This is a genomic window from Pyxidicoccus fallax (assembly GCF_012933655.1).
In the GTDB taxonomy this organism is placed as follows: Bacteria; Myxococcota; Myxococcia; order Myxococcales; family Myxococcaceae; genus Myxococcus; species Myxococcus fallax.
The window spans coordinates 1-23,977 of the sequence record NZ_JABBJJ010000199.1; the positions used below are offsets into that span (position 1 = coordinate 1).

Here is a 23,977-nt window from a genome sequence, read left to right on the forward strand (position 1 = left end):
GCGGGGCACCACCGGCGTGGGGGGCAGGGGCACCTCGGTGAGGCGGAAGAGCTGCGCGGCCAGCTTCACCACCAGCTCCGCGTCCACCGCGTCGTCGTCGCTGGTGAGGGTGACGGAGCGCAGCGCCTCGGTGCGGAAGGCGCGCAGGCCGGTGAGCGGATCCGTCAGCGCCACGTCGGTGACGAAGCGGGTGAAGTGCCCCAGGGCGCGGTCCGCCAGCAGCTCCGGCGCCAGGCCCCGCGTCAGGCCCGGGAAGCTGCGGCGGCCGAACACCGCGTCCGCCGTGTCCGCCTGGATGGGCTTCACCAGCGCGTCGTACACGTCCGGGGACCAGGCCGTGTCCGGGTCCTGCAGCACCGTCACCGCGCCCGTCACCCGGCCCAGCGCGGCCCGGATGGCCGCTCCCTTTCCTCCCGGCGCGGCGACCACATGCAGGCCGGGCCCGGGGGTGAGCTCCAGCGGGCCCTCGCCGGCGAGCACCACCTCGGCGCTCCGGGACAGCTCCCGGGCGAAGCGTGCGGCGGCGGCGGCGTTGGTGGCGTCGTAGGGCAGGACGAAGGAGAGCGCGCGAGTCACGCGGCGCTGACTAGCACAGCCCGCCGGGCCGCGCGCGTCCGTGGACTCCCGGGGCCCTCAAGATGAATGGATGGGGGGCATCCAGGCGACGGCGGAACGATGGACAACCCCGCGTGGACACGGCACGCTCGACCGCGATTTTTCGGTGTGGGTGAAGGTCGGGGCGAAATGCCTTCGGGCCAGGGCCGCGCCAGGGGAAACCCAGGAGAGACGAGACGTGGAAGGAACCGTGTTCGACCCGGCCGGCGGTGCCGGCGGCCTGACTCCGGCGGGCCTGATGCAGCACGTGCGCGCCATGTGGCGGCGCAAATGGGTCGTGCTCGGCGTGGCGGTGGTGGTGGCGGCGCTGTCGGCCGTCCACACGCTGCGCCAGCCCAAGGTCTACTCCGCCAGCACCTCGCTCATCATCGACGTGATGGCGCCTCGCTTCCTCGACAGCGAGGTGAAGGAGGTCATGGGCGAGGAGCGCAGCAACTACTGGTTCAACAAGGAGTACTACGCCACCCAGAGCGAAATCATCACCTCGCGCGCGGTGGCCAGCCGGGTGGTGGACAAGCTGGGCCTGGCGACGGACGCGGACTTCCTGGGGCTGGCGCACGTGCAGGACGAGAAGGTGCGCGTGCAGGCCATGCAGGGCGCGGACGCGATAGGGCTGCTCCAGTCGCGCATCCGCGTCGTCCCCGCGAAGGACTCGCGGGTGATGGACATCGCGGTGGACGACCTGGACCCCAAGCGCGCGGCGCTCCTGGCCAACGAGGTGGCCGCCGCGTACATGGCGGAGAACCTGGCCCTCAAGCTGCGGATGACGGAGGACGCGCGCGCGTGGCTGGAGGGCCGCCTGGCGGACCTGGAGTCCACGTCCAAGTCCAGCGAGCTGGCCGTCTATGACTTCAAGAAGGACGCGGACCTGCTGTCCACGTCGCTGGAGTCGCGGATGAGCATGGTCAGCGAGCGCATCGCCACGTACAACCTCAAGCTGACCGAGGTGCGCATCCAGATTGCCGCCCAGCAGGCGCGCGTGGAGGCCATCAACAAGCTGCGCAAGGCGTCGCCCGAGGACGAGACGTGGGCGGAGGCGCTCACCGACATGAACGAGGGCCCCATCCAGGACCTGCGGCGCAACTACACGGAGCTGCGCGTGGCGTGCGCGGAGCTGGGGGAGCGCTACCTGGCCGAGCACCCGAAGCTCCTGGAGTGCAACCGCAAGCTGTCCGTGGTGCGCGAGGACTTCCTCAAGAGCCTGAGCAACATCGTGCGCGCGGCGGAGACGGGGCTGGCCGAGTCGGTGGCGCAGGAGAAGAACCTGGTGCGCCTCTTGGACGCGGCGAAGCAGGAAGCCTTCGCGGTGAACAAGAAGTCCATCGAGTTCGACCGGCTCAAGCGCGAGTCGGACAACAACCAGCGCCTCTATGAGCTCGTCGCCAAGCGCCTCAAGGACATCGAGCTGTCGGGCCTCTTGCGCACCAGCAACGTGCGCGTGCTGGACGCGGCGCGGCCCATCATGGCGCCGGTGAAGCCGAACGTGCGCCGCAACCTCGCGCTGGGCCTGGTGATGGGGCTGCTGGCGGGCGTGGGCATCGCGTTCCTGCTGGAGCTCTTGGAGAACAGCGTGGCCACGCAGGCGGACGTGGAGGAGCGGCTGGGCCTGGCCTTCCTGGGCGTGCTGCCGCGCATCGAGGGCACCAAGGCGCCGCGCGAGCGCGATTTGCACGTGCACCGCGAGCCCAAGTCGACGGTGGCGGAGTGCACGCGCGCCATCCGGACGAACCTCCTGTTCATGTCGCCGGACAAGCCCTTCAAGACGCTGGTGGTGACGTCCAGCGGCCCGCAGGAGGGCAAGTCCACCACGTGCATCAACCTGGCCGTGGCCATGGCGCAGAGTGGCAACCGGGTGCTGCTCTTGGACACGGACATGCGCCGGCCGCGGCTGCACCGCGCCTTCGGCGTGCCGAACGAGCTGGGCATCTCCTCGCTGGTGGTGGGCGAGGGCACGCTGGAGCAGGCGGTGAAGAGCACCGAGGTGCCCGGCCTGTTCGTGCTGCCGTGCGGCCCGGTTCCGCCCAACCCGGCGGAGCTGCTGCACACCCAGGCCTTCGCGGACCTGCTCAAGAGCGCGGCCGGGAAGTTCGACCGCGTCATCCTGGACAGCCCGCCCATCAACGCGGTGGCGGACTCGGCGGTGCTGGCCACGCAGTGTGACGGCGTGGTGCTGGTGCTGAAGGCGGGGAAGACCAACCGCGAGTCGGCGAAGCGCGCGCTGCGGCAGCTGGCGGACGTGCAGGCGCGCATGTACGGCGCCGTCCTCAACGACGTGGACCTGAAGGCGCCGCGCTACGGCGACTCGTACCTGGCCTACCAGGGCTACGGCCAGTACGCCGAGGACTCCAAGGACGGGGTGGCGCAGTCGTGAGCATGCCGACAGCAGGGGCGGGTCTTCGGGTGTTGCACCTGGGCAAGTTCTATCCGCCGGCCTCCGGCGGCATGGAGGCCCACGTCCAGACGCTCGCGCGGGCGCAGGCGTCGCTGGGCGCGCAGGTGGAGGTGCTGTGCGCCAACCACTCGGCGGACGGCGCGGGCACCAGCCACGAGTTCCACGGCCGGAGCCCCACGCGCGAGGACTGGGACGGCCCGGTGCGCGTGGTGCGCCTGGGGCGCGCGGCCTCGGTGGCGCGCATGGACGTGATGCCGGAGCTGCCGCGCGTGCTCATGCGCGCGCTCGGCCAGGGGGTGGACGTGCTGCACCTGCACACGCCCAACCCCTCCATGCTGCTGGCCCTGGACGTGGCGCCGAAGCTGCCGCCCGTCTTCGTCACCCACCACAGCGACGTCATCCGCCAGAAGGTGGCGGGCGCGCTCTTCCGCCCCTTCGAGGCGCTGCTGTACGCGCGCGCCCGGCGGGTGCTGGCCACCAGCGAGGCCTATGTGCCGGGCTCGCCGCTGCTGCGTGCATTCCGGAGCAAGGTGCGCCCGCTGCCCCTGGGCATCGACCTGTCGCCGTACCTCCAGCCCTCGGCCGAGGCCCTGCGGGCCGAGGCGCGCTGGCGCGAGGAGGCCGCGGGCGGGCCGCTGTGGCTGATGGTGGGGCGGCTCGTCTACTACAAGGGCCTGTTCACCGCGCTGGAGGCGCTGGCGAAGGTGCCGGGCCGGCTGGTGGTGGTGGGCCTGGGGCCGCTGGAGAAGGAGGCCCGGGAGCGCGCGCGGACGCTGGGCGTGGAGAGCCGGGTGACGTGGGCGGGCTACCTGCCGCCGGATGAACTCGCGGGGGCGTACCGCGCGGCCACCGCGCTGTGGTTCCCCAGCAACGCGCGCAGCGAGGCGTACGGCCTGTCGCAGGTGGAGGCCATGGCCAGCGCGCTGCCCATCCTCAACACCGCCATTCCCCACTCGGGCGTGCCGTGGGTGAGCCGCCACGAGGAGACGGGGCTGACGGTGCCGGTGGGTGACGCGACGGCGCTCGCCCTGGCCGCGCGGCGGCTGGTGGACGACCCGGCGCTGGCGAAGAAGCTGGGGCAGGCGGCGCGGCGTCGCGCGGTGGCCGAGTTCGGCCATGAGGTCATGGCCGCGCGCAGCCTCACGCTGTACGCCGAGGCGCTGGGCCGGCCCGCGCCCGCCTTCGACGCCGAGCCCCGTGTCGCGGCGCGCGCCGCGGCGGGAGGGGTGTGAGCCATGCGCGTGCTGCATGTCTACAGCGGCAACCTCTACGGCGGCATCGAGACCTTCCTGCGCACGCTGGCGCGCGAGCGGGCGCGCGAGCCCGGGTTGACGCACGCCTTCGCCCTGTGCTTCGAGGGCCGGCTGGCCCGCGAGCTGCGCGAGGCCGGGGCGGAGCCGCACCTCCTGGGCGAGGCGAAGGTGGGCCGCCCGTGGACGGTGTGGCGGGCGCGGCAGGCGCTGCGCGAGTTGCTGCGCCGCGAGCGCTTCGACGCCGTCATCTGCCACGCCATGTGGCCGCAGGCGCTCTTCGGTCCGGTGGTGCGCGCGGCCGGCGTGCCGCTCGTCTTCTACCAGCACGACGCGCTCAACGGCCGGCACTGGCTGGAGCGCTGGGGCCGCGTCACCGAGCCGGACCTCGTCATCACCAACAGCCGCTACTCGGCCGGGACGCTGGGCACCGTCTACCCGCGCGCGCCCTGGAAGCTGGTGTACTACCCGGTGCTCGCGCCGGCGCGCGAGGGCTCGCGGGATGAGTCCCGTGCCCGCCTGCGCGCGGAGCTGGGCGCGGGCGAGGGCGACGTCGTCATCGTCCAGACGAGCCGCATGGAGGAGTGGAAGGGCCAGCGGCTCCACCTGGAGGCGCTCGGGCGGCTGCGGCAGGTGCCGGGCTGGAAGGCCTGGTTCGCCGGCGGCGCGCAGCGGCCCGAGGAGATGGCCTACCTCGAGGGCCTGAAGGCCCAGGCCGCGGGGCTGGGGCTGACGGAGCGGGTGCGCTTCCTCGGGCAGCGCTCGGACGTGCCGCGCCTGCTGGAGGCCGCGGACATCCACTGTCAGCCCAACATGGGGGCGGAGCCGTTCGGCATCGCCTTCGTGGAGGCGCTGCAGGCCGGGCTGCCGGTGGTGACGACGGCCATGGGCGGGCCGCTGGAAATCGTGGACGCGACGTGCGGCGTGCTCGTGCCGCCCCAGCCGGCGCCCCTGGCCGAGGCGCTGCGCCAGCTCATCGAGGACCCCGCCGTGCGTGAGCGGCTGGGCGCGGGCGGGCCCGCGCGCGCGGCGAAGCTCTGCGAGCCGTCCGTGTACCTGCGCGCGCTGGACGAGGCCCTGCGCGGCCTGGCCCCCGGGGAGCTTCGCGCGTCATGAGGGGCCCGCGTCCCGCGAGCATGCCCGGCGTGCCGAGGCCCCAGCTCCAGGGCCCGGGGGTGCTGCGCCGCCGCTACGTGCGCAGCGCGCCGGGCGCTCCGCTGGAGGCCGTGGCGCTCGACGCGCCGAGGCCCGCTGCGGGAGCCTCCGGCGCGGTCGCCGCTCCGGTGGGTGCTCCTCCCCAGCGGGTGGGCACGCTGGGCCGGCTGCTCGCGTCGGGGCGGGTGGTGCCGCTGTTCATCCTGATGCTCATCTGCTGCCAGCTCGCGCTGCTGGTGCCGGCCATGGCGCCGCTGCGCGTGGTGGTACGCATCCTGGCATTCGGCCTCAGCCTGCTGTTGCTGGTGGCGGTGCGCGGGCGCGCCCTGAAGCACCCGGCGCTGCCCTTCGTCATGGGCGCCATCGGCGTCACCGCGCTCAACTTCTTCAACCCCGGCACGTCCGGCGTGCTGGCGTCGCTGGTGCAATTGGGCATCCAGTTGTCCATCGCCGCGCCGCTCCTGTGGGTGACGCGGCTGCCCATCGACGCGAAGACGTTCCGCCTCACGCTGGCGCTGCTCTTCCTCTTCAACGTGGCGAGCGCGGGCGTGGGCGTGCTCCAGGTCTACTTTCCCGGCCGCTTCCAGCCGGCGGTGTCGTCCATGGTGCAGGGCCTCGGCGAGGGCTACCTGCGCAGCCTCGAGTTCGAGACGACCAGCGGCGAGCGCGTGTTCCGCCCCATGGGCCTGACGGACACTCCGGGTGGCGCGGCCACGGGCGGCTTCTACGCCGTGCTGCTGGGCGGCGGCTTCCTGCTGTCGTCGCGGCGCGGACTCATTCGCGTGCTGAGCGTGGGTGGCATCCTCCTGGGCCTGTTGTGCCTCTACCTGTGCCAGGTGCGCGCCACCTTCGTCACGCTGGGCGTGTGCCTGCTGGCCATGGCGGGCGTGCTCGCGCTCAGCGGCCGGCTGGCGCGGCTGTTGACGCTGCTGGCCGTGGTGGGCATCGGCGCGGTGTCCGCCTTCGGCTGGGCGGTGGCGGTGGGCGGGGACACGGTGCTGGCGCGCTGGACGAGCCTCCTGGACGGCCGGCCCGAGGAAGTCTACCGCCGGCACCGGGGTGGCTTCGTGCTGCGCTCCTTCGAGGAGCACCTCCCGGAGTACCCGCTCGGCGCGGGGCTGGGCCGCTACGGCATGGCCTACGCCTACTTCGGTGACCCCACCGACCTGGAGCGCCCGCCGCTGTGGGTCGAGGTGCAGTGGTCGGCGTGGATTTTCGACGGTGGCATCCTCACCGTGGTGCTCTACCCGCTGGGCCTGCTGGCCACGCTGTGGTGGGTCTTCCGCATCGCCCGGCGGAAGGAGGACTCGGAAGGCGAGTTCTGGCTGTGGGGCAGCGTCGTCTTCGCGTACAACCTGGGCGCGCTGGCGCTGACCTTCAGTTATCCATTCTTCATGAGCCAGATGGGCATGGAGTTCTGGCTGCTCAACGCGGCGCTCTTCGGCGCCATGGCACATGCGAAGACCGTACACGCTCATCGCGGGTGATTTCGTCGCCACCGGCGGCATGGACCGGGCCAACCTGGCGCTGGCGCTCTGGCTGGCGAAGCAGGGCGGCCCCGTGCGCCTCGTGGCGCACCGGGTGGCGGACGAGCTGCTCGGCTACTCCAACGTGCGCTTCGTGCGCGTGCCCAAGCCGGGCAACGCGTACATGCTGGGCGAGCCGCTGCTGGACGCGGTGGGCCGCGCGTGGGCGCTGCGCACGCGCGCGGAAGGCGGCCGCGTGCTGGCCAACGGCGGCAACTGCCCGGTGCCCGCGGGCAACTGGGTGCACTACGTCCATGGCGCCTACGTCTCCGAGCCGGTGGGCGGCGCGCTGCGCCAGCTCAAGGGCCGGATGAGCCACCGGCTCTACCTGCGCGGCGAGCGCGAGGCGCTGCGGCGCGCGCGCGTCATCATCGCCAACTCGGAGCGCACGCGGGCCGACCTGGTGGCGGCCACGGGCGTGCCCGAGTCGCGGGTGCGCGTCGTCTACTACGGCGCCGATCCGGAGCGCTTCAAGCCGGCCTCGCCCGAGGAGCGGCGCGCGGCGCGGGCGGCGCTGGGCTGGCCGGAGTCGCGGCGCGTGGCGCTCTTCGTGGGCGCGCTGGGTGACAGGCGCAAGGGCTTCGACACGCTCTTCCACGCGTGGGCGCGGCTGTGCGCGCGTGGCGACTGGGGCGTGGACCTCAAGGTCGTGGGCGTGGGCGCGCAGCGCGAGGCGTGGGAGCGCGAGGCGGCGGCGAAGGGGCTCGGGGAGCGCATCCAGTTCCTCGGCTTCCGCAAGGACGTGCCGGCGCTCCTGTCCGCGGCGGATCTGCTGGTGGCGCCCACGCGCTACGAGGCCTACGGCCTGGGCGTGCACGAGGCGCTGTGCGCGGGGCTGCCCGCGCTGGTGAGCCGCACGGCGGGCGTGGCGGAGCGCTACCCGGCCTCGCTGCGCGGGCTCCTGCTGGACGACCCGGACGACGTGGACGGGTTGGTGCGGCGGCTGGAGGCGTGGCGGGACAACGAGGCCGCGTGGGCTCCGCACGTGGCCGCGCTGTCCGAGTCCCTGCGCGCGCAGACGTGGGACGGCATGTCCGCCGCCATCGTGGACGTGCTGGAGCGCGAGGGCTGAAGGGCGCCTTCGCGGCTACCGGCGCTCCATCACTTCCGAGAAGAAGTCCAGGTGCGCCCGTGCCACCACGGGCCACGCGAAGCGGGTGACGGCGCGCTCGCGCCCGCGCGTGGCCAGCTCGCGGCGGCGCTCGGGGCTCTCCAGCAGCCCGGCGAGCGCGTCCGTCCACGCAGCGGGGCGGGCTTCCGGAAGGACGAGGCCCGCGTCGCCCACGGTGTGGGGTACCTCGCCGGAGTCGCTGCCGAGCACGGGCAGGCCACAGGCGAAGCCCTCCGCGAGCATGCGGCCGAACTGCTCCTTCCACTTCGGCGTCGTCTGGCTGGGCGCGCACAGCACGTCCATGGCGTTGAGCACGCGCGGCACGCCGGTGTGGGGCACGCCGGTGACGACGCGCACCTTGTCTCCGTGGCGCGCGCCCCACTCGCGCAGCGCGCCTTCCATGGGGCCGCCGCCAGCGAAGAGGGCGCGCCAGGGCGTGGTGAGCCGCTCCAGTGCCTCCATCAGGAGGGGCACGCCCTTCTCCGGGACGAAGCGCCCCAGGTAGCCGACCACGGGCGGGCCCGAGGGCTCCCAGCCGAGCTCACGCAGGAGGGACTCACCCGCGGCGCGGTCCGGGCGGAACAGCTCCACGTCCACGCCCATGGGCATGTAGCGCGCGGGGCGCTGGGCGTAGCCGGGGCGGGCGAGGAGGTTCTCCTTCACCGTCTCGCCCCAGGCCACCCAGCCGGCGGAGCGCTGGACGACGAAGCGCTCCACCTGGGCGAAGGGCGGCGGGTAGCGCTTGGAGAGGTTCTGCGCGGTGCAGAAGACGAGCGGCACGCGGCGCGGGGTGAGCAGCGCCACCTCCAGGCCCGCGAGGACGTAGGGCTCCTCCCAGGAGTGCACGAGGTCCACGCCACCGGACAGGCGCGCGCGCAGCTCCGGCCCGTACACGAAGGTGTGCAGCGAGCGGCTGAAGAGGGCTCGCACGTCCTCGACGCGCGCGGGCTCGCCGGGCTCGCGCTGGAGGGTGAGGGGGCTCAGGTCGCCGTGGAAGAAGCGGGGTGCCACGGCGGTGATGTCCCAGTCGCCTCCGCCCACGCGCGCCATCTCGTTGGCGAGGCGCCGGTTGAGGGTGACGACATAGGAATGCGAGACGGTGACGAGCCTGCGTGGCCGCTTCACGTGGGAGCCCTCGGGGTGCGCGCGCGACCGAACCAGAGCCGCGCGGGACGGTCAAGGCGTCACCTCGGGGAGTCTCCAGCGCAGGACTTCAATGACGGTGCGAGAGTTCACCTGGTCCGGACCGGGGTGACCCGGAGCGGGCAAGGAAACGTTGGGATGCGGCTCGGGTTGGGGTTTCCTGGGTGGCGAAGAAGGAGACCGCTCCCCGCGACGAGGACCCGTCCATGCACATGCCACGCATCGCTTCGTTCGGACTGCTGGCCATCCTGGCGGGCTGCTCCACCGCGCCTCGCTCTCAGCCACCGTCGGCCATGAGCGCCACCGGGGCAGGGGGGCTCGGACCCGGGACGGAGGCAGGAGAGACGAAGTCCTCGCGGACGGCCGCCGTGACATCCGGTTCCGAGCAGGGGCTCCTCTCCGGGACGGTGCTGGGGCGGGACGGCGCGCCCGTGGTGGGCGCGACGGTCGGCGTGGCGCCACGCATCGGAGCGTGGGACGTGCGCCGGGATGCGCTCGCGGCCACCGTCCGGACGGGGCCCGACGGCCGCTTCCAGACAGGGCCGCTGACGCCGGGGCAGTACGGTGTCGCCGTGGCGCTGGCGGACGGCACCCTCTCCTTCGGTGAGTCCGTGCAGGTGCGGGCCGGCGAGCCCGTGCTGGCGGTGGAGCTTCGCGTGGGCGAGACGCCCGTGACAGTGAGGGGGACGGTGGTGGACGAGGCGGGGCAGCCCCTGAAGGGCGCGGCGCTGCGTGTCGTCCGGCCCATCGTCCCCTTCGACGACGTGGCCGACCTTCCTCCCCTGCCGGACGGACGCTTCCAGGTCTCCGTCCCGGAGGGCGAGTACAACGTCGTGGCCTCCGCGCCGGGCTTCACGCCGAGGATGATGCGGACGTCGCCGCCCGAGCCCACCGAGGTGCGCCTGGAGCGGACCCCCACCGAGGACGAGCGGCGCGCGGCGGTGGCGTGGGCGCGGGAGGCCGCGATACCGCTCCAGACGGTGGAGGCGGGCCACGGCTTCGAGGACCTCCGGAGGTTGACGCCCGTGCTGAAGGATGCCCGCGTGGTGGCGCTGGGCGAGGCCACGCACGGCACGCGCGAGTTCTTCCAGCTCAAGCACCGCATGTTCGAGTTCCTCGTGTCGGAGCTGGGCTTCACCGTGTTCGCCATCGAGGCGAACTTCTCCGAGTCCCGTGCCCTCAACGACTTCGTGCTCACGGGGAAGGGCGACCCGAGCGAGGGGCTGAAGGGCCTGAATGTCTTCCCATGGCAGACCGAGGAGGTGCTGGAGCTCGTCCGGTGGATGCGCCGCTACAACGAGGACCCCGCGCACCGGAGGAAGCTGAAGTTCTACGGCGTGGACATGCAGAGCCCCATTCAGGCCGCGGCGAACGTGGACGCGTACCTGCGCCAGGTGGATGCCACGTATGCGAAGCAGGTGGGGGAGCCGCTGACCCTCATGACGGGCAAGGACGTCTGGCGCCTGGAGAAGGAGCGCCTGGCGGCGGTGGGCGAGACGCTGAAGGAGGTGGCCCGCCGCTTCGACTCCCGTCGCGGTGAGTACACCCGTCGCTCCAGCAGGGAGGCCTGGGCGCTGGCGCGTCAGGACCTCACCGTGCTGAGCCAGTGCGTCGCGAAGATGCTGGACCTCCACGACTACGACTTCCGCGACCGCTCCATGGCGGAGAACCTGCGCTGGGTGTTGGAGTTCGAGGGCCCCGGCGCGAAGGCCGTGTTCTGGGCGCACAACGGACACGTGGCGCGCGGCCCCGGTGAGTGGACGGCCAACCCGGCGGGCCGGTGGCTCGCCAGGAGCTTCGGCAAGGGCCTCTATGTCTTCGGCTTCGCCTTCAACCAGGGCTCATTCCAGGCCATGCGCATGCCCACCGCGGACGCGCCCGCGCCCCGGGGCGTGGATGAGTTCACCGTGCCGCCCGCGCCGGAGGACAGCCTGGATGCGGCGCTCGCGAGCACCGGACTCCCGCTGCTCGCGCTGGACCTGCGCGCGGTGCCGGCCTCCGGGCCCGTGAGGGAGTGGTGGCGGCGCGCCCTCCGCACGAGGGACCCTGGCGCCCTCTACTCGCACGAGGGCTACCCGTTGAGCACCAGCCGCAACCTGGAGCTGTACGACGGGCTGCTGTTCGTGGAGCGAACCACCCGCGCGCGGCCCCTGCCGTGGATCATCCAGGTGCCGAAGAGGGAGCAGACCGCCGCGCCAGCGCAGTAGCCCCTCAGCGCCCGGGATGGTCAAGCCAGGGCTTTCATCCGCGCGAGGCGTCAATGCGCCCGCGGTCGGGTCAGCGGAACAACACCGGATGAAGGTGGATGGTTGCAGGGAGAGGGAGCATCCTGGAGTGTTGGATGCCCTCAAGCTCGCCATCGTCCTGCAAGGAGCCAAACCGTGGACTCATCGGACTGGCTGCCTCGGCTCTGTCTGCCTGTGCTCTTGCTGGAACTCCTGACGGGTTGTGCATCGGGAGGGGCGATGACCATCGTCCAGGGAAGCCTTCATCCCGAACACTTTCAGTTCGTTACGGTCATCAAACAGCGAGGCAAGGGCCCCGGAGGCTGGCGCGCAGCCTGCGTCCATGTCGCGCTTCGCAGAGCAGCAGGCGAGTCACACCTGTGTAGATTGGGAGTCGAAATGCCTCTGGAAAACGAAAGAGGTCCCATCTCCACGGAGTGGGCCCAGAGCCGCTCCGCGAGGTGCGCGAACCTCGCCGCGCAGTTCGCTTTCGAGGCCATCACGCCCGCGACTCCACTCGTCCTCGCCTGTCAGAGCTTCAGGACCACCTACGACACCACGTTACGTGAGGTCATTGCCGGTGCGATGGTCACGACGCAGTGTGACCGGAGGACCACCCCCACCCAGGTCGGTCCCTGACGCCATGGATCTCTCTCCCGGCAGATTGCTCTCCATCGCGAGGGATTACTGGCGCGCTGACAGGACGTACGACGATAGGTTGGTGAACTCGCCCGAGTACGACAGACTCGGCGACCTCTGGGAGCAAAGGCGTCGCGACGACCTCGACCGTTGGTTTGCGTTCCTGGATGACCTCGAACGAGTTCTTCCCGACTTCACCATTGGCGACGCCACGCCTGGCTCCACCTCGGGCGCCTTCCGCTGCGTGGCCTATGCGAATAGTGCGCGGAAGCCTCCGCCATTTCGCTTCGTCCTCGTTGGATGTGTCAGCATCCTGGCGCCCATCTACGCCATCTACGCAGTGCAGTACGACTTCGTCGGAACCGAGCGACACAACCCGAAGCTGAGCTTCGAGCCGCTCCCGCCTGAGATGCGCGCTTCCGCCGACCTCATCGCCCGGAAGCTCGAAGCCACCTTCGACGTACGCCGGCTTCCTCGTGAGGTGGCGGATACCCCCGTTCCTCTCATCGTGCAGAACAAAGAACCGCCGGAGACGACCCTCTTTCATGCGTTCTTTGGGAGTCAGCCGGAGAACATCCCCTGACCCTTCGACGTGGGAGCACGACCGGGGAGCAACTCAGCGCCCGGGCACCAGCGAGCGGTACACCGCGAGCACCTCGCGCGCGTAGCGCTCGCGGGAGAACCGCTCCACCGCCGTGCGCCGCGCCGCCTCGCCCAGCCGCGCCCTCAGCGCGCCGTCCTCCAGCAACGTGCGCAGCGCCGCCACCAGCGCGTCCCTGTCACCCGGGGGCACCGTCAGCGCGTCCACGCCATCGGTGAGCCCCTCCGCCGCGCCGCTCGCGCGCGAGACGATGGCCGGCCGCCCGCACGCCAGCGCCTCCGCGATGGTGAGGCCGAAGGGCTCGCGCCGGGTGCTGGCGTGCACGAACACGTCCAGGGCCCGGTACACCGCGGCCGGCTCGGCCTGGAAGGGCACCAGCCCCGCGCGGCCGGACAGGCCCCGTGACTCGATGAGCCCGCGCAATTCCTCCGCGGAGAACTGCGAGCCGGGCGTCCGGTACAGCGGCGCGCCCACGAGGTAGAAGCGCACGGGCAGGGCAGGGTGCCGCCGCGTCAGCTCCGCCGCTGCCTCCAGGAAGACGTCGTGTCCCTTCCAGCGCGCGTACGTGGCCACCAGCCCCACGCGCGGCGTGCCCTCGGGCGCCGGAGGCAGTCCGGCCAGCGCGTCCAGTCGCGCGCCGTCCCCGGGCCCCGGGGAGAAGCGCTCCACGTCCACACCGTTGTGCACGACGTGCACCGGCACCCGGCCCAGTACCTCGCGCGTGTCCTCGCCCACTGCCCCCGAGTTGGCGATGGCCGCGGACGCCAGCGGCGCCAGCGTCCCCAGCGCGCGGCGCACCAGCGGGCGCTCGCCCAGGAAGTCGTGGATGTGCCACACCCGCTTCAGCGACAGGCCGGCGGTGACGGGGCTGAGCAGGTGCGTCTTGATGCCGTTGGAGTGCAGCAGGTCCGGCCGCACCGCCGCCACCTCGCGCCGCAGCGCCCGGCCATAGTCGGCGAGCAGCAGGGGCGTCGGCGCCAGGCTCCGGGCGAAGCGCCACGCCTCGCGCGGCCCTCGTCCCCGCAGCGCGCTGTCTCCCAGCGCGGACAGCCGCTCCGGCAGGGGCAGCAGCCGGGCTTCCACCCCCAGCGCACGTGCCTCGTCCAGCAGCGGCCCGGCGGTGGCCGCCAGCAGGTGGAGCGACAGCCCCGGTTCCAGCCGCTTCAGGCACGCCATCAGGTCCAGCAGCGCCCGCTCGGCCCCGCCAAGGATGCCCACAGGATTGAGGAAGAGGATGCGCACGGCGGCGCCGACCGAAGCAGAGCCCTCCGGGACGGTCAAGGCGGAGCGTCGGGCCGCCGCGGCACCACGCCTGCCTGGCCGCTCGGCGGCACCCACCCTGATGAATCGCGCGACACATGTGAAACACGGAAACCGTGCGACTTTTTTCGAGGGTTCCGTGCGACTTTTCGCGCGCGACTTCGTTGGCCACACAAGGCGTGTGCCCTGCCGAGAGGGGGAAACGGGGTCGGATACGACCCTTCAAGCTGGGATGGTCACCACGCATGGGGACGGGTGATGATGCGCGAAGCAATGAGCAACCTTCGTAAGTGTCCCCGTTGTGGGATGGCTCACGCCACGGGTCTGAGCGTGTGCCCGCCGGAGGCGGCGCGCTCGGTGGTGGCCCCGAGCCCGTACGGCGACGACGACGAGGACGCCACCTTCAAGAGCAAGCCCAAGAAGGAACCCCGGCAGGTGGCGAGGCCGCTGGTGCCGAGCGCTCCCGAGGTCTCCGAGGACGACGGCGGGAACGAGTGGGAGAAGTCCGTCGCGCGCGACGTGCTGGTGGGCAAGCAGCTCGGTGACTACGTCGTGAAGCGCCGCATCGGCGCGGGCGGCATGGGCATCGTCTACGAGGGCGAGCACCCCGTCATCGGCCGCAAGGTGGCCATCAAGATCCTCCGCCCGGACTTCGCCGAGGGCTCGCGCGCGCGGGACCTGGTCGCGGAGGCCCGCGCGGCGGCGGCCATCCGCCACCGGGGCATCATCGACATCTTCGGCTTCGGAACCATCCCCCACCTGGGCCAGTACCTGGTGATGGAGTACCTGGACGGCGCCCCGCTGGACGAAGTCATCAGCCAGCGCGCGCCCATGCTGGAGGTCGAGGTCGTCACCATTCTCGACGAGCTGCTGGGCGCGCTGGCCGCGGCCCACGCGGCGGGCGTCATCCACCGCGACCTCAAGCCGGGCAACGTCTTCGTCGTGCGCGACGGCGCCGGCAACGAGTACGTGAAGGTGCTGGACTTCGGCCTGGCCAAGCGCAGCGAGGCGCCCAACGGCACCACGCCGCAGACGCGCGCCAGCATGATGGTGGGCACCCCCGAGTACATGGCGCCCGAGCAGGCCTGTGGCCAGCAGGTGGGGCCACACACGGACCTGTACGCGGTGGGCGTCATCGCCTTCGAGATGCTGACGCGGCGGCTGCCCTTCGAGGGCGCCACGCCCATGGCCATCGCCGTGCACCACGTGCACACGCCGCCCCCCGCGCCCTCCGAGTTCGTGGAGCTGCACCCGGACTTGGAGACGCTGGTGATGCAGTTGCTGGCGAAGGCCCCCGAGGACCGTCCGGAGTCCGCGGAGGCCGTGCGCCGCGAGCTGAAGCTCATCGCGAAGCAGCTCTCCAGCGACGCCACGCAGGTGTCGGCGCCGCCCAGGGTGAGCGCACCGTCCACCATCTCGCAGGAGGCCGTGGCCGTCCCCGCGCCGGCTCCGCGCCAACGCACCGAGCGCTATGGCCAGCCGGGCCGCCGCCCCGCGCAGCCCCGTCGCGCCACGCCCCTTCCGCTGGAGTCTTCGCCGTCGGCCGCGCTGCGGGCGGACCCCACGGCGCCGGATTTGTCGGCCCTCCCGTCGACCCGCTCACGCTCGGCGGTGACGGTGGCCGTGGGCGCCGTCGTCGGCCTGGCCCTGGTGGCGGCGGGCGGTGTGCTGATGTCGAAGGGCTCGGAGGACTCCGTGCCCCAGACGCCCCGGCCGCTCACCGCGGGCGCCGTGGCTTCGTCGACGCGGCTCCCGCTCCCCGCGACGCCGGTGGAGTCCGGCGTGAAGCTCGGAGAGTCCAACCTGGAGGGCCCGGGGGCCACGGCGCCAACCGTCATCGCGTCCCCGCCCCTGGACGCCCGGACTGTCGAGAGCCCTTCCGTGAACGGCGGGACGCCCGTGCTGGCCGCCACCGTCCTGGCGAAGGACACGCAGGCCGCGGACCCGCGGGAGACGGGGGACAGGCGCATCACGCGCAGGCCCGCGCGCCCCACGTCCGGCACGCGCGAGGGCCGCGGCACCACCGCGCGCACGGAGGAGTCCGCGCCCGAGGTCCGCACGGGGACGCTGCGGCTCAAGGTGAAGGGCTACTTCACGGACGTCCTCGTGGACGGCGTCAGCCACGGGAAGAAGTTCCAGCTCGAGCTGCCGGCGGGGCTCCACAAGATTGAGGTGCGCGGCAACGCCGCCTTCACGCGGCCCTACAGCGGGCCTGTCACCATCCTGGCTGGAGAGCTGACCGAGCACCACGTGGAGCTCGAGCCCCTCCAGTGAATCGCATATCGAGAACCTGATGAGGCCCAGTGTCCTGCTGTGCGTCGTGTGGCTGCTGCCAATGGCGGCCCTGGCGCAGTCCCGAGGTGTCGCGCTGTACGAGCGCGGCGAATATGCCAAGGCCCGCCGTGCGCTGGAGTTGGACGTGCGCACCAAGGGCCTGAGCCACCGAGAGCTGGGTATCGCGCGGCTGTACCTCGCGGCGTCCCTGCACGAGCTGGGCGAGCTGGCGGAGACGCGCGCGCACCTGGAGGATCTGGCGCGCAACCACCCGGACCAGCCCGTGGAGCCGGCCCTCTTCCCGCCGGAGTTCGTGCTGCTGGCCAGCGAGGCTCGCAGGCGCGTGGACGCGGAGCGCCAGCCGCCTCCGCCCGAGCCGAAGGTGCCGGAGGTGAAGCAGGCGCCCGCGGAGTCTCCCTGGGAGGAGCCCACGCAGGAGCCGGCGGAGGGGCCGGAGCCCATGTCGGCGGGCCGCGCGCGGCTCTTGCCGGAGGTGTTCGGCTTCGTGGATCCGGTGGGCAAGTCCGTGGGCGCGGGCGGCGGGCTGACGTACGGCAGCGGCTCGTTCGAGGTGGGCGCGCGCGTGCTGCTGGGCAGCGACGTGGGCGCGGGGCTCCAGGCGGGCTACGTGCTGGGTGACGGCGCGTTCCGGCCGCACGTGGCGCTTCGGGCCACGGCCGTCCCGGGCCTGTCCGCGTACGGCGCGGGGCCGGTGGTGGGGGCGCGCTTCGCGCTCGGCAGGAGCCTGACGGCGCTGGTGGACGTGGGCGGCGAGTTCTTCTTCAAGGTGCCCGAGACGGGCTACCGCTCGTTCGCGCTGACCGCGTCCGCGGGCTTTGGCTTCGACCTGTTGTCTCCGTGATGGAAGGGATGTCCGTGCACCAGCGCTTCCTTCGTGGCGCCCTCGTGGCCGCCTTGCTCACCCCGCTCGCGCTCGTCCTGTCGCCGGCTCCCGCCGCCGCGCAGCCGTGGCGGCCCACCCCCACCCTCTCCTGGAACACGCACCTGGGCGGCGGCACGCTGCCGGATGGCGGCGTCGAGGCGAACAACGCCGACCGCATCGAGGACGTGGTGGTCGCCCCGGATGGCGATGTCATCGTGACGGGCTGGACGAACTCGAGCTCCTTCCCCGCGAACGCGGGCCTGCCCCTGGCGTCCGGCAGCAATCGGGATGTCTTCGTCGCCCGCTTCTCCCTGGATGGGCGGACGCTGGAGTGGGCCCGCGTGTTCGGTGGCAGCGCGGATGACATGGGCACGGCGCTGGCGGTGACGGCGACCGGCGAGGTGTTCGTCGTGGGTTCGACCCAGTCGACGTCCATCAACATCGCCCCGGACGCCGCGGCTCCGCTCGCGACGCGCTACGACAACCATGTGGGCCGCACGGATGCATTCGTCGCGCGCCTGCAGGCGGACGGCGAGCTGGACTACTTCATGTACCTGGGGAGCGCGCTGGACGACGAGGCCCGGGACATCGTCCTGTCGCGGGACGGCCGGCTGGCGTACGTCGTGGGAAAGACGGGCCGGGATGACTCTGTCATCTCCGGGAGCGCGGACGTGCCCTTTCCTCCGAACAACGAGCTGAGCAATGACCGGCTCCGCGCCTTCGAGGCGTTCGTCTCCCAGGTGGACGTCTCCGTGGAGGGGGACCCGGTGGTCCTGTGGACCCGCATCCTCAAGAGCAGCGAGAACGACATCGCGTACTCGGTGGACGTGCAGGGAGACGCCATCTACGTGGGCGGCGTCGTGGGCGACGCCTTCGTCCGGGACTCCACCACCACCATCGTCCGCGCCGACTTCGCCAGGGGAGAGGATGACGGCTTCGTCGCCCGTCTTGAGAGCGACGCGGGCATCACCTGGTTCCGGCACGTGGGCGGCAGCGGTGATGACGAGGTGCGGTCCGTGCTGGCGCGGCCAGGGCCGGACGGTGGGGTGACGGTCGTGGGCAACACCGACTCGGAGAGCAGCCCCGTGCCGGGTTCCGGCACGGACGTCTTCGCGCTCCGGCTGTCCCAGGATGGCTTCCCCGTGGGCGGAGGGCTGCGCGTGAGCACCACGGGCACGGGCAGCGAGCAGACCCAGGGCCACGCCGTGCTCGACCCGTCCGGCAATGTCTACATCGGTGGCAGGACGAGCTCGCTGTCGGGCTTCGCGTTCAATGCCTTCGATACCACCCTGGCCTCCGGCTCCGGCAATGTCCGGGACGCGTTCATCGCCATGGTGGACTCGGAGGTGCAGGAGGTCGTCTTCGCCTCCTACGTGGGTGGGGCCGCCACGGAAGATGAGTGGGTGCAGGGCATCGGCATCGGACCGGAAGGCCAGCTCGTCTTCGGTGGCTTCTCCAATGCGGCCAACTGGTTCACCACGGTCAGCGGGTATGACCTGACGGCGAATGGCGGCACGGATGGCTTCCTGCTCAGCGCGGTGGTGGACAGCTCGGCGCCCACCGCGGGCACGGTGAGCGCGCGGCTCTCGAATGGGACGCTCACCGCGTCGTGGACGGAGTTCAGCGACGCCGAAAGCCCCGTCACCTACGAGTGGGGCATTGGCGTGGTCCCGACGGAGACCAGCGAGCGGGCGTTCGAGTTCGTGGGCCGGAGCCGGAGCATCACACTCAATGACTTCTGGCCGACGCACGAGGGGCCGTTCTTCGTCATCGTGCGTGGCACCAACGCGTCGGGCCGGAGCATCACCGCGGCGTCGAGCCCCTTCGTGGCGCCTCCGCCTCCGCCGGACGCGGGCACGGACGGTGGCACCGGGGATGGTGGCACGGGCGACGGCGGCACCCAGGATGGCGGGACGTCGGATGGGGGCGTGGACGCGGGGACGGGAGACGGTGGGAGCGGGGATGAGGACGACCGCTCTCCGCTGGGCTGGTCCTGTGCGTCCAGCGGTGGCTCCGGCTCGCTGGCCCTCACCGGGCTGCTGGTGATGCTCGCGCTGCTGGCGATGCGGCGGCAGCGCTCGTCCGAGCCGCGCGAGTAGCAGCCGCGGCCACTCCACCGGAGCCCGCCAGTGGGCCCGGTGGTCTGTCCCGGAGCTTCCGGCGGGGACAGCGAAGCGTTCTCGCCACGTGAGCGGGAGTGGCGCGCTACAGACGCGGGTCACTCTCTCGGAGCTTCCGGCGGGCACCAGCGGAGCGTTACCGCCGCGTGAGCGGGAAGCTCCCTACGGGCGAGAAGCGCCGCCCAGCAGTCGCACGTACGCGTCCAGCACGGTGCGCGCGTGCGCGGCCCACGTGAAGCGCGCGGCACGGGCCAGCCGGGTATCGCGCGGCGGTGGCGGCTGCCGTCCGGTGAGCAGGGCGTCCACGGTCTCCACCCACGCGGGGACCTCGCCCACGGGGCAGTAGGCGCACGTATCGGCGCCCACCTCGCGCAGCACGGGCAGGTCGCTGGCCACCACGGGCGCGCCGCAGGCCAGCGCCTCGATGACGGGAAGTCCGAAGCCCTCCGCCTCGCTGGTGACGAGCACGGCGCGGGCGCCCCGGTACAGGCCCGCCAGCGTGGCCCGCTCCTGCCGGGGCGGCTGGAGCAGCGCGTCCGCGATGCCGAGCGCCTCCACCTGCGCGCGCTGCGCTGCACTCAGCGCGCCGCCCTGCTGCACCAGCCGCAAGTCCGGGTGACGGGCACGCAGCGCCGCGAAGACGGCGAAGAGCACGTCCAGCCGCTTGCGCGGAATCGCGCTGCCCACGTGCAGCAGGTAGGGCCGGCCACCCAGGGGCGCGAGCAGCTCCTCGCTCCGGTCGCCGGGCACCGGCTCGGGGCGGTACTCCGGGGACACGCCATAGGGCGCCCAGACGAGCCGGGCCTCGTCCACCACGCCCCGCGCGAGCAACTCCGAGCGCACCGCCTGCGTGCTGTGGAAGACGAGCGCGGCCCGCTCCAGCCCCGCGAGCTGGGTGCTCGCCATGAGGCGGAACCACGCGGGGCGCGGCTCGCGGTGGGGCTCCAGCACGGAGCGGAAGGCGTCCAGGTCATGGCAGAAGACGCCAGTGCGCCCGGCCGGCAGCGCGTGCACGAGCTGCGCGTAGGTGTGGTCCACCACGTGGAAGGCATCGTACCGGCCCCGCGCGAGCAGCGCGCGGCCCGGGTACAGGCCGAAGCGGGTGAGAATGCGGTCCGCGTTGAAGGCCGCGTTGCGGGTGCCCAGTCGAGGCACCCGGCGCGCCACGGCGGGCAGGGACGGGCGCACGGCCTCGGCGGACACCTCGGAGGGCAGCGAGGACAGGCCCTCCAGGAGCGCCTCGCCCACGAGATCCATGCTGGGCCAGCCCTCCTCGCGAGGGTCCATCAGCAGCGCCAGACGGGGCACGGACTGTCGGGAAGCGCTCGGGCTCATGTCGGTGACGGACGCAGGAGCGCTTCCAGCGTGCGCTCCAGCGCGAAGTGTTCGCGGTAGACGCGTGTGGCCCGCTCTCGCAGCGCCGCGCGCTCCTCGGGTCGGGTGAGCAGTCGATCCACCGCCTCCGTCCACGGCCCTGGCTCGGCACCGTCCACCAGCGCCACCGGGCGCAGCTCGCGCCACAGGGGCTCGGTCAGGTGCCCCGAGTTGGTGACGATGGGCATGCCCAGCCCCAGCCCCGCCATGACGCTGCCCCGCCGCGCGCTGACGCCGTCCGGGAAGGGCTGCAGCAGCACGTCGCACGCGCGCAGGTGCGCCGCCGCGTCCTCGGGTGCCAGCCCACCCGGGGCGTGCAGCCGGGAGGCGAGCTCCGGGTGACGGCCCGTCAGCGAGTCCCGGAAGGCCTCGCCGCCACGGCCGAGCAGCAGCGCTCGACGCCCGGAGTCCGCGCGCAGGAGCGGCACGAGCACCCGCTCCAGCGGCTCGGCGATGAGGCTGCTGTACGTCCCGAAGTGCCCCACGACACGCTCGCCGCCCAGCTTCGCGCGCACCGCCTGGACGGCGGCCTCCGGCGCGTCGGTGGGGATGTTGCTGGGCACGGGGCGAAGCTCCGCGTGGCGGCGCGCGCGGGAGGGCAGGTGCTCCGCCCAGGCGGGAATGGAGACGAAGACGCGGTCCGCGGCGCTGGCCACCATCCGCACCATCACCCGCGTGGCGCCCGCGAGCACCTGATGCTTCAGCGGCGCCCGCGCGCTCCACGGGTACACCACCTCGTGGAAGAACACCCAGCGCTCTTCCTGGCGGCGCGCCGCGAACCACGCGCAGAACGGCACGTTCATCGCCTTCAGCCCGAAGGAGTGCGGCACGTACTGGAGCAGCAGCCGCCGGGGGCCAGGGCACCCGTCGAGCCCGCGCGCCAGCCGCCGCAGGCCCACGGGCGTGAAGAGCGCCGGGACACGGTGCACGGTGACGCCGTCCTCCAGACGCGTGCCCGCCTCACCCGGCGCCCAGACGTGCACCTCCTGTCCCGCGCGCACGAGCCCGAGGGCCACCAGCCGCGAGTAGTCGCCGACGCCACCGGGCTGCGGCGGGTACTCGCCGGTCAGCAGATGCCAGGAGGGAGCAGGGGACATGAGGCCATGGCGCCAGCCCGAGGGCCGGAACTCAGGACGCCTCCATGTCGCGGATGGCGAGCAGCTGGTAGGCGTGGCGCGGGAAGCGCGTGGCGAAGGGCTCGGTGAGGACGGACAGACGGCTGCCAATCCGGAACGGGCGGATGCGCGGATGCGCGTAGTCACCCCGCAGCGGCTTCCACCCGCTCATGCCGATGACGCGGTAGCCCCGCAGCTCGAAGTCGTAGACCTCCCAGCCGGAGCGGTGCACCTGGTGCACGTTGCTGTCCCACTCGTCCTGCGGCAGGAAGCCGTTGGGCGTGAAGATGATGACGCGCTTGCGCGCCATGGACTCCATCATCTCCAGGAAGCGGAAGCCGTCCTGCTTCTCGAAGTGCTCGATGACGTCCAGCGCGACCACCGCGTCGAAGCTCTTCGGCCCGAAGCGGCGGCCCGCGTCCATCAGCTCCATCTGGTGGTACTCGCGATGGATGCCCTCGGCGCGGCTGCGCTCGATGCTCGTCGCGTGGCCGTCGATGCCCACCGTGTGCGGAATCAGGTGCGAGAAGCTGCGCAACGGCGAGCGAGAACCACAGCCGATGTCGAGGACGCTGTCGCACGTGCCGACCAGCGCCTCCTTCAAGGTGCGGTGGAAGACCTCATGCTCGCTCACGAGCACTTCGCGCTTCAGGAACTGGAGGATGTCGCCGCCGGAAATCATACGCGGCGCACCGTAACCGCTGCGCTCCACGCGGAGCAACGGACACGCGAGCATCCAGGCGGGCGGACCCCATCCAAGCCGCGCGCCCGCTCCCCCTCGCGCCGGGCGACCCTTCCGCATCCCTGCCCGGATACCTCACGTTGCTTGTGGGCCCCGGATGCCCCCGGTAGCATGCCGCCCCCTGTTCGTGCCGTGCGCTCCGGGAGCCGTGCCCACCGGGCCGGCCCTCCACGAGGCGCCCGGAGCGAACCGCCTGGTATCCATGAACGCATCCGCGGCAACCGAAGTCAGTACCGGTGAGGTGAAGGCACGCGCCCTCAAGGGCATGTTCGTGCTGGCTGCCCGCACCGTCGCCTCGCAGGGCCTGCGAGTGGTGAGCGCGCTGTTCCTGTCCCGGCTGCTCTTCCCCTCGGACTACGGCCTGTTCGGCATCGTGTCCTACGCGGCGTCGCTGGGCGTGTTCCTGGGCGACCTGGGCCTGAGCGCCGCGCTGGTGCGCCAGTCGCACGAGCCCACCCGCGACGAGACGTTCACCATCTTCTGGTGTCACCAGGCGCTCACCGCCGTCATCGTCGCCACGGTGTGCGCGCTCGCGCCCCGACTGACGGAGGGCTACGCGCTGGGGCAGGGCGCGGTGCCCATGGTGTGCGCCCTGGCGCTGGGTCTGTTCCTGTCCTCGCTGCGGGTCATTCCGCTGATGGCGCTGGAGCGGCAGCTCGCGTTCCCCGTCATCGCCCGCGCGGAGCTCATCGAGAACGTGGCGCAGGTCATCACCACCATCGCCCTGGCGGCGCTGGGCTTCGGCGCGTGGGCGCTGGCGCTGGGCGGGCTGGTGCGCGGCGTGGTGGGGCTGGTGCTGGTCTGGTGGGCTTCTCCCTGGAGGCCCCGAGGCGCCTTCCGCCTGGAGGTGCTCAAGCGGCTGTTGGGCTTCGGGCTGGCCGTGCAGCTTCCGCCGCTGGTGGCGGCGCTGGTGGCCGGCTGGGTGCCGCTGGTGGTGGGGCACATCCTCGGCAAGGACGCGGTGGGCCTGGTCAACTGGGCCTGGGCGCTGGCCTCCACGCCGATGATGCTCAGCGTGGTGCTCAACCGCGTCGCGTTCCCCGCCTACTGCCGCATGCAGGACGACCCGGCTGGCTTCGCGGAGTACCTGCGCACGTCGCTGCGGCGGCTGTCCGCGGTGCTGCTCCTGGCCATCCCCTTCGTGGTGCTGGTGCTGCCGGTGGCGGTGCCGCTCTTCTTCGGCGAGCGCTGGGTGCCGGCGGTGGCGCTGGTGCAGTGGTTCAGCCTGGAGTGCGCGCTCACCACGCTGACGGGCCTGCTGGCCACGGCGCAGAACGCGGGCGGACGGCCGTGGGAGCGGCTGGCCGTCGTCGTGGGCGTGGGCGTGGCGAAGTGGGGCATCGGGACGTGGGCCATCCAGACGTTCGGGCTGCTGGCCATCGGCCCGCTGGGCGTGGGGCTGGCGCTGGTGGAGCTGTGGGTGACGGCGTGGCTGGTGACGCGCATGAACCCGGCGATGCGCGGCCTGGTGTCGCAGGTGGTGGAGCCCTTCGTGACGGTGGGGCTGCTGCTGGCGGGCGCGTGCGCGGCGGCGCTGGGGCTGGTGCACGGG

Annotated in this window: 17 protein-coding genes; 11 read left to right on the top strand and 6 right to left on the bottom strand. The window is 72.4% G+C overall.

Going from position 1 to position 23,977, the window contains the following annotated elements:
• The coding region (locus HG543_RS33125; protein WP_169348924.1) for a glycosyltransferase at positions 1-576 on the bottom strand (576 nt) is incomplete at its 3' end.
• A gap of 217 nt (positions 577-793) precedes the next feature.
• Between HG543_RS33125 and HG543_RS33130 the strand changes: the two genes are divergently transcribed.
• The 5 genes from HG543_RS33130 to HG543_RS33150 are packed head-to-tail and all read left to right on the top strand — an operon-like array spanning position 794 to position 8,010.
• Positions 794-2,986, top strand: a complete 2,193-nt coding sequence (locus HG543_RS33130; protein ID WP_169348925.1) for a polysaccharide biosynthesis tyrosine autokinase — start codon at positions 794-796, stop codon at positions 2,984-2,986.
• Positions 2,983-4,239, top strand: a complete 1,257-nt coding sequence (locus HG543_RS33135; protein WP_169348926.1) for a glycosyltransferase — start codon at positions 2,983-2,985, stop codon at positions 4,237-4,239. The genes HG543_RS33130 and HG543_RS33135 overlap by 4 nt, the downstream gene beginning before the upstream one ends.
• A gap of 3 nt (positions 4,240-4,242) precedes the next feature.
• Entirely contained in the window at positions 4,243-5,373 is a 1,131-nt protein-coding gene (locus HG543_RS33140; RefSeq protein WP_169348927.1) for a glycosyltransferase family 4 protein, read from the top strand.
• Positions 5,370-6,899, top strand: a complete 1,530-nt coding sequence (locus tag HG543_RS33145; RefSeq protein WP_246357476.1) for an O-antigen ligase family protein — start codon at positions 5,370-5,372, stop codon at positions 6,897-6,899. The genes HG543_RS33140 and HG543_RS33145 overlap by 4 nt, the downstream gene beginning before the upstream one ends.
• On the top strand, positions 6,868-8,010 hold the full coding sequence (locus HG543_RS33150) for a glycosyltransferase (protein ID WP_169348928.1): 1,143 nt from the start codon (positions 6,868-6,870) through the stop codon (positions 8,008-8,010). Before HG543_RS33145 ends, HG543_RS33150 begins: the two co-directional genes overlap by 32 nt.
• 15 nt (positions 8,011-8,025) lie before the next feature.
• On the opposite strand, the gene HG543_RS33155 is transcribed toward HG543_RS33150, so the two are convergent.
• Positions 8,026-9,174, bottom strand: a complete 1,149-nt coding sequence (locus HG543_RS33155) for a glycosyltransferase (protein WP_169348929.1) — start codon at positions 9,172-9,174, stop codon at positions 8,026-8,028.
• Between the two features lie 182 nt (positions 9,175-9,356).
• On the opposite strand from HG543_RS33155, the gene HG543_RS33160 reads away from it, so the two are divergent.
• Positions 9,357-11,399, top strand: coding sequence for an erythromycin esterase family protein (locus HG543_RS33160; RefSeq protein ID WP_343073501.1), 2,043 nt, complete (start codon positions 9,357-9,359; stop codon positions 11,397-11,399).
• Positions 11,400-12,138: 739 nt separating this feature from the next.
• On the top strand, positions 12,139-12,639 hold the full coding sequence (locus HG543_RS33165) for a hypothetical protein (RefSeq protein WP_169348930.1): 501 nt from the start codon (positions 12,139-12,141) through the stop codon (positions 12,637-12,639).
• A 33-nt stretch (positions 12,640-12,672) separates the two neighbouring features.
• On the opposite strand, the gene HG543_RS33170 is transcribed toward HG543_RS33165, so the two are convergent.
• Entirely contained in the window at positions 12,673-13,899 is a 1,227-nt protein-coding gene (locus tag HG543_RS33170; protein WP_169348939.1) for a glycosyltransferase, read from the bottom strand.
• A 324-nt stretch (positions 13,900-14,223) separates the two neighbouring features.
• On the opposite strand from HG543_RS33170, the gene HG543_RS33175 reads away from it, so the two are divergent.
• Genes HG543_RS33175 through HG543_RS33185 form a run of 3 tightly spaced genes read left to right on the top strand, consistent with a single transcriptional unit; the run spans position 14,224 to position 19,173 of the window.
• Positions 14,224-16,191 carry a serine/threonine protein kinase gene (locus HG543_RS33175; RefSeq protein ID WP_169348931.1) on the top strand — a complete coding sequence of 656 codons (1,968 nt, stop codon included), beginning with the start codon at positions 14,224-14,226 and terminating at the stop codon, positions 16,189-16,191.
• A gap of 19 nt (positions 16,192-16,210) precedes the next feature.
• Positions 16,211-17,053, top strand: coding sequence for a tetratricopeptide repeat protein (locus HG543_RS33180; protein WP_169348932.1), 843 nt, complete (start codon positions 16,211-16,213; stop codon positions 17,051-17,053).
• 14 nt (positions 17,054-17,067) lie between these two features.
• Positions 17,068-19,173, top strand: coding sequence for a hypothetical protein (locus HG543_RS33185; RefSeq protein ID WP_169348923.1), 2,106 nt, complete (start codon positions 17,068-17,070; stop codon positions 19,171-19,173).
• A gap of 183 nt (positions 19,174-19,356) precedes the next feature.
• Here HG543_RS33185 and HG543_RS33190 read toward each other — a convergent pair whose 3' ends face one another.
• The 3 genes from HG543_RS33190 to HG543_RS33200 all read right to left on the bottom strand — a co-directional run bounded on the left by HG543_RS33190 (position 19,357) and on the right by HG543_RS33200 (position 22,365).
• On the bottom strand, positions 19,357-20,451 hold the full coding sequence (locus HG543_RS33190) for a glycosyltransferase family 4 protein (RefSeq protein WP_371876508.1): 1,095 nt from the start codon (positions 20,449-20,451) through the stop codon (positions 19,357-19,359).
• A gap of 74 nt (positions 20,452-20,525) precedes the next feature.
• Positions 20,526-21,665 carry a glycosyltransferase family 4 protein gene (locus tag HG543_RS33195; protein WP_169348934.1) on the bottom strand — a complete coding sequence of 380 codons (1,140 nt, stop codon included), beginning with the start codon at positions 21,663-21,665 and terminating at the stop codon, positions 20,526-20,528.
• A gap of 31 nt (positions 21,666-21,696) precedes the next feature.
• The gene (locus HG543_RS33200; protein ID WP_169348935.1) at positions 21,697-22,365 is read right to left on the bottom strand and encodes a class I SAM-dependent methyltransferase; all 669 of its coding nucleotides are present in this window, start codon (positions 22,363-22,365) and stop codon (positions 21,697-21,699) included.
• A gap of 301 nt (positions 22,366-22,666) precedes the next feature.
• Here HG543_RS33200 and HG543_RS33205 point away from each other — a divergent pair.
• On the top strand, positions 22,667-23,977 hold a 1,311-nt coding region (locus HG543_RS33205; protein ID WP_343073502.1), incomplete at its 3' end, for an oligosaccharide flippase family protein.

Bases quoted from the DNA above. Each gene is read 5' to 3' on its own strand.
- HG543_RS33140 (WP_169348927.1), top strand. From the start codon at position 4,243: ATGCGCGTGCTGCATGTCTACAGCGGCAACCTCTACGGCGGCATCGAG.
- HG543_RS33175 (WP_169348931.1), top strand. From the start codon at position 14,224: ATGGCTCACGCCACGGGTCTGAGCGTGTGCCCGCCGGAGGCGGCGCGC.
- HG543_RS33200 (WP_169348935.1), bottom strand. From the start codon at position 22,365: ATGATTTCCGGCGGCGACATCCTCCAGTTCCTGAAGCGCGAAGTGCTC.
- HG543_RS33190 (WP_371876508.1), bottom strand. From the start codon at position 20,451: ATGGATCTCGTGGGCGAGGCGCTCCTGGAGGGCCTGTCCTCGCTGCCC.
- HG543_RS33150 (WP_169348928.1), top strand. From the start codon at position 6,868: ATGCGAAGACCGTACACGCTCATCGCGGGTGATTTCGTCGCCACCGGC.
- HG543_RS33145 (WP_246357476.1), top strand. From the start codon at position 5,370: ATGAGGGGCCCGCGTCCCGCGAGCATGCCCGGCGTGCCGAGGCCCCAG.
- HG543_RS33195 (WP_169348934.1), bottom strand. From the start codon at position 21,665: ATGTCCCCTGCTCCCTCCTGGCATCTGCTGACCGGCGAGTACCCGCCG.
- HG543_RS33180 (WP_169348932.1), top strand. From the start codon at position 16,211: ATGAGGCCCAGTGTCCTGCTGTGCGTCGTGTGGCTGCTGCCAATGGCG.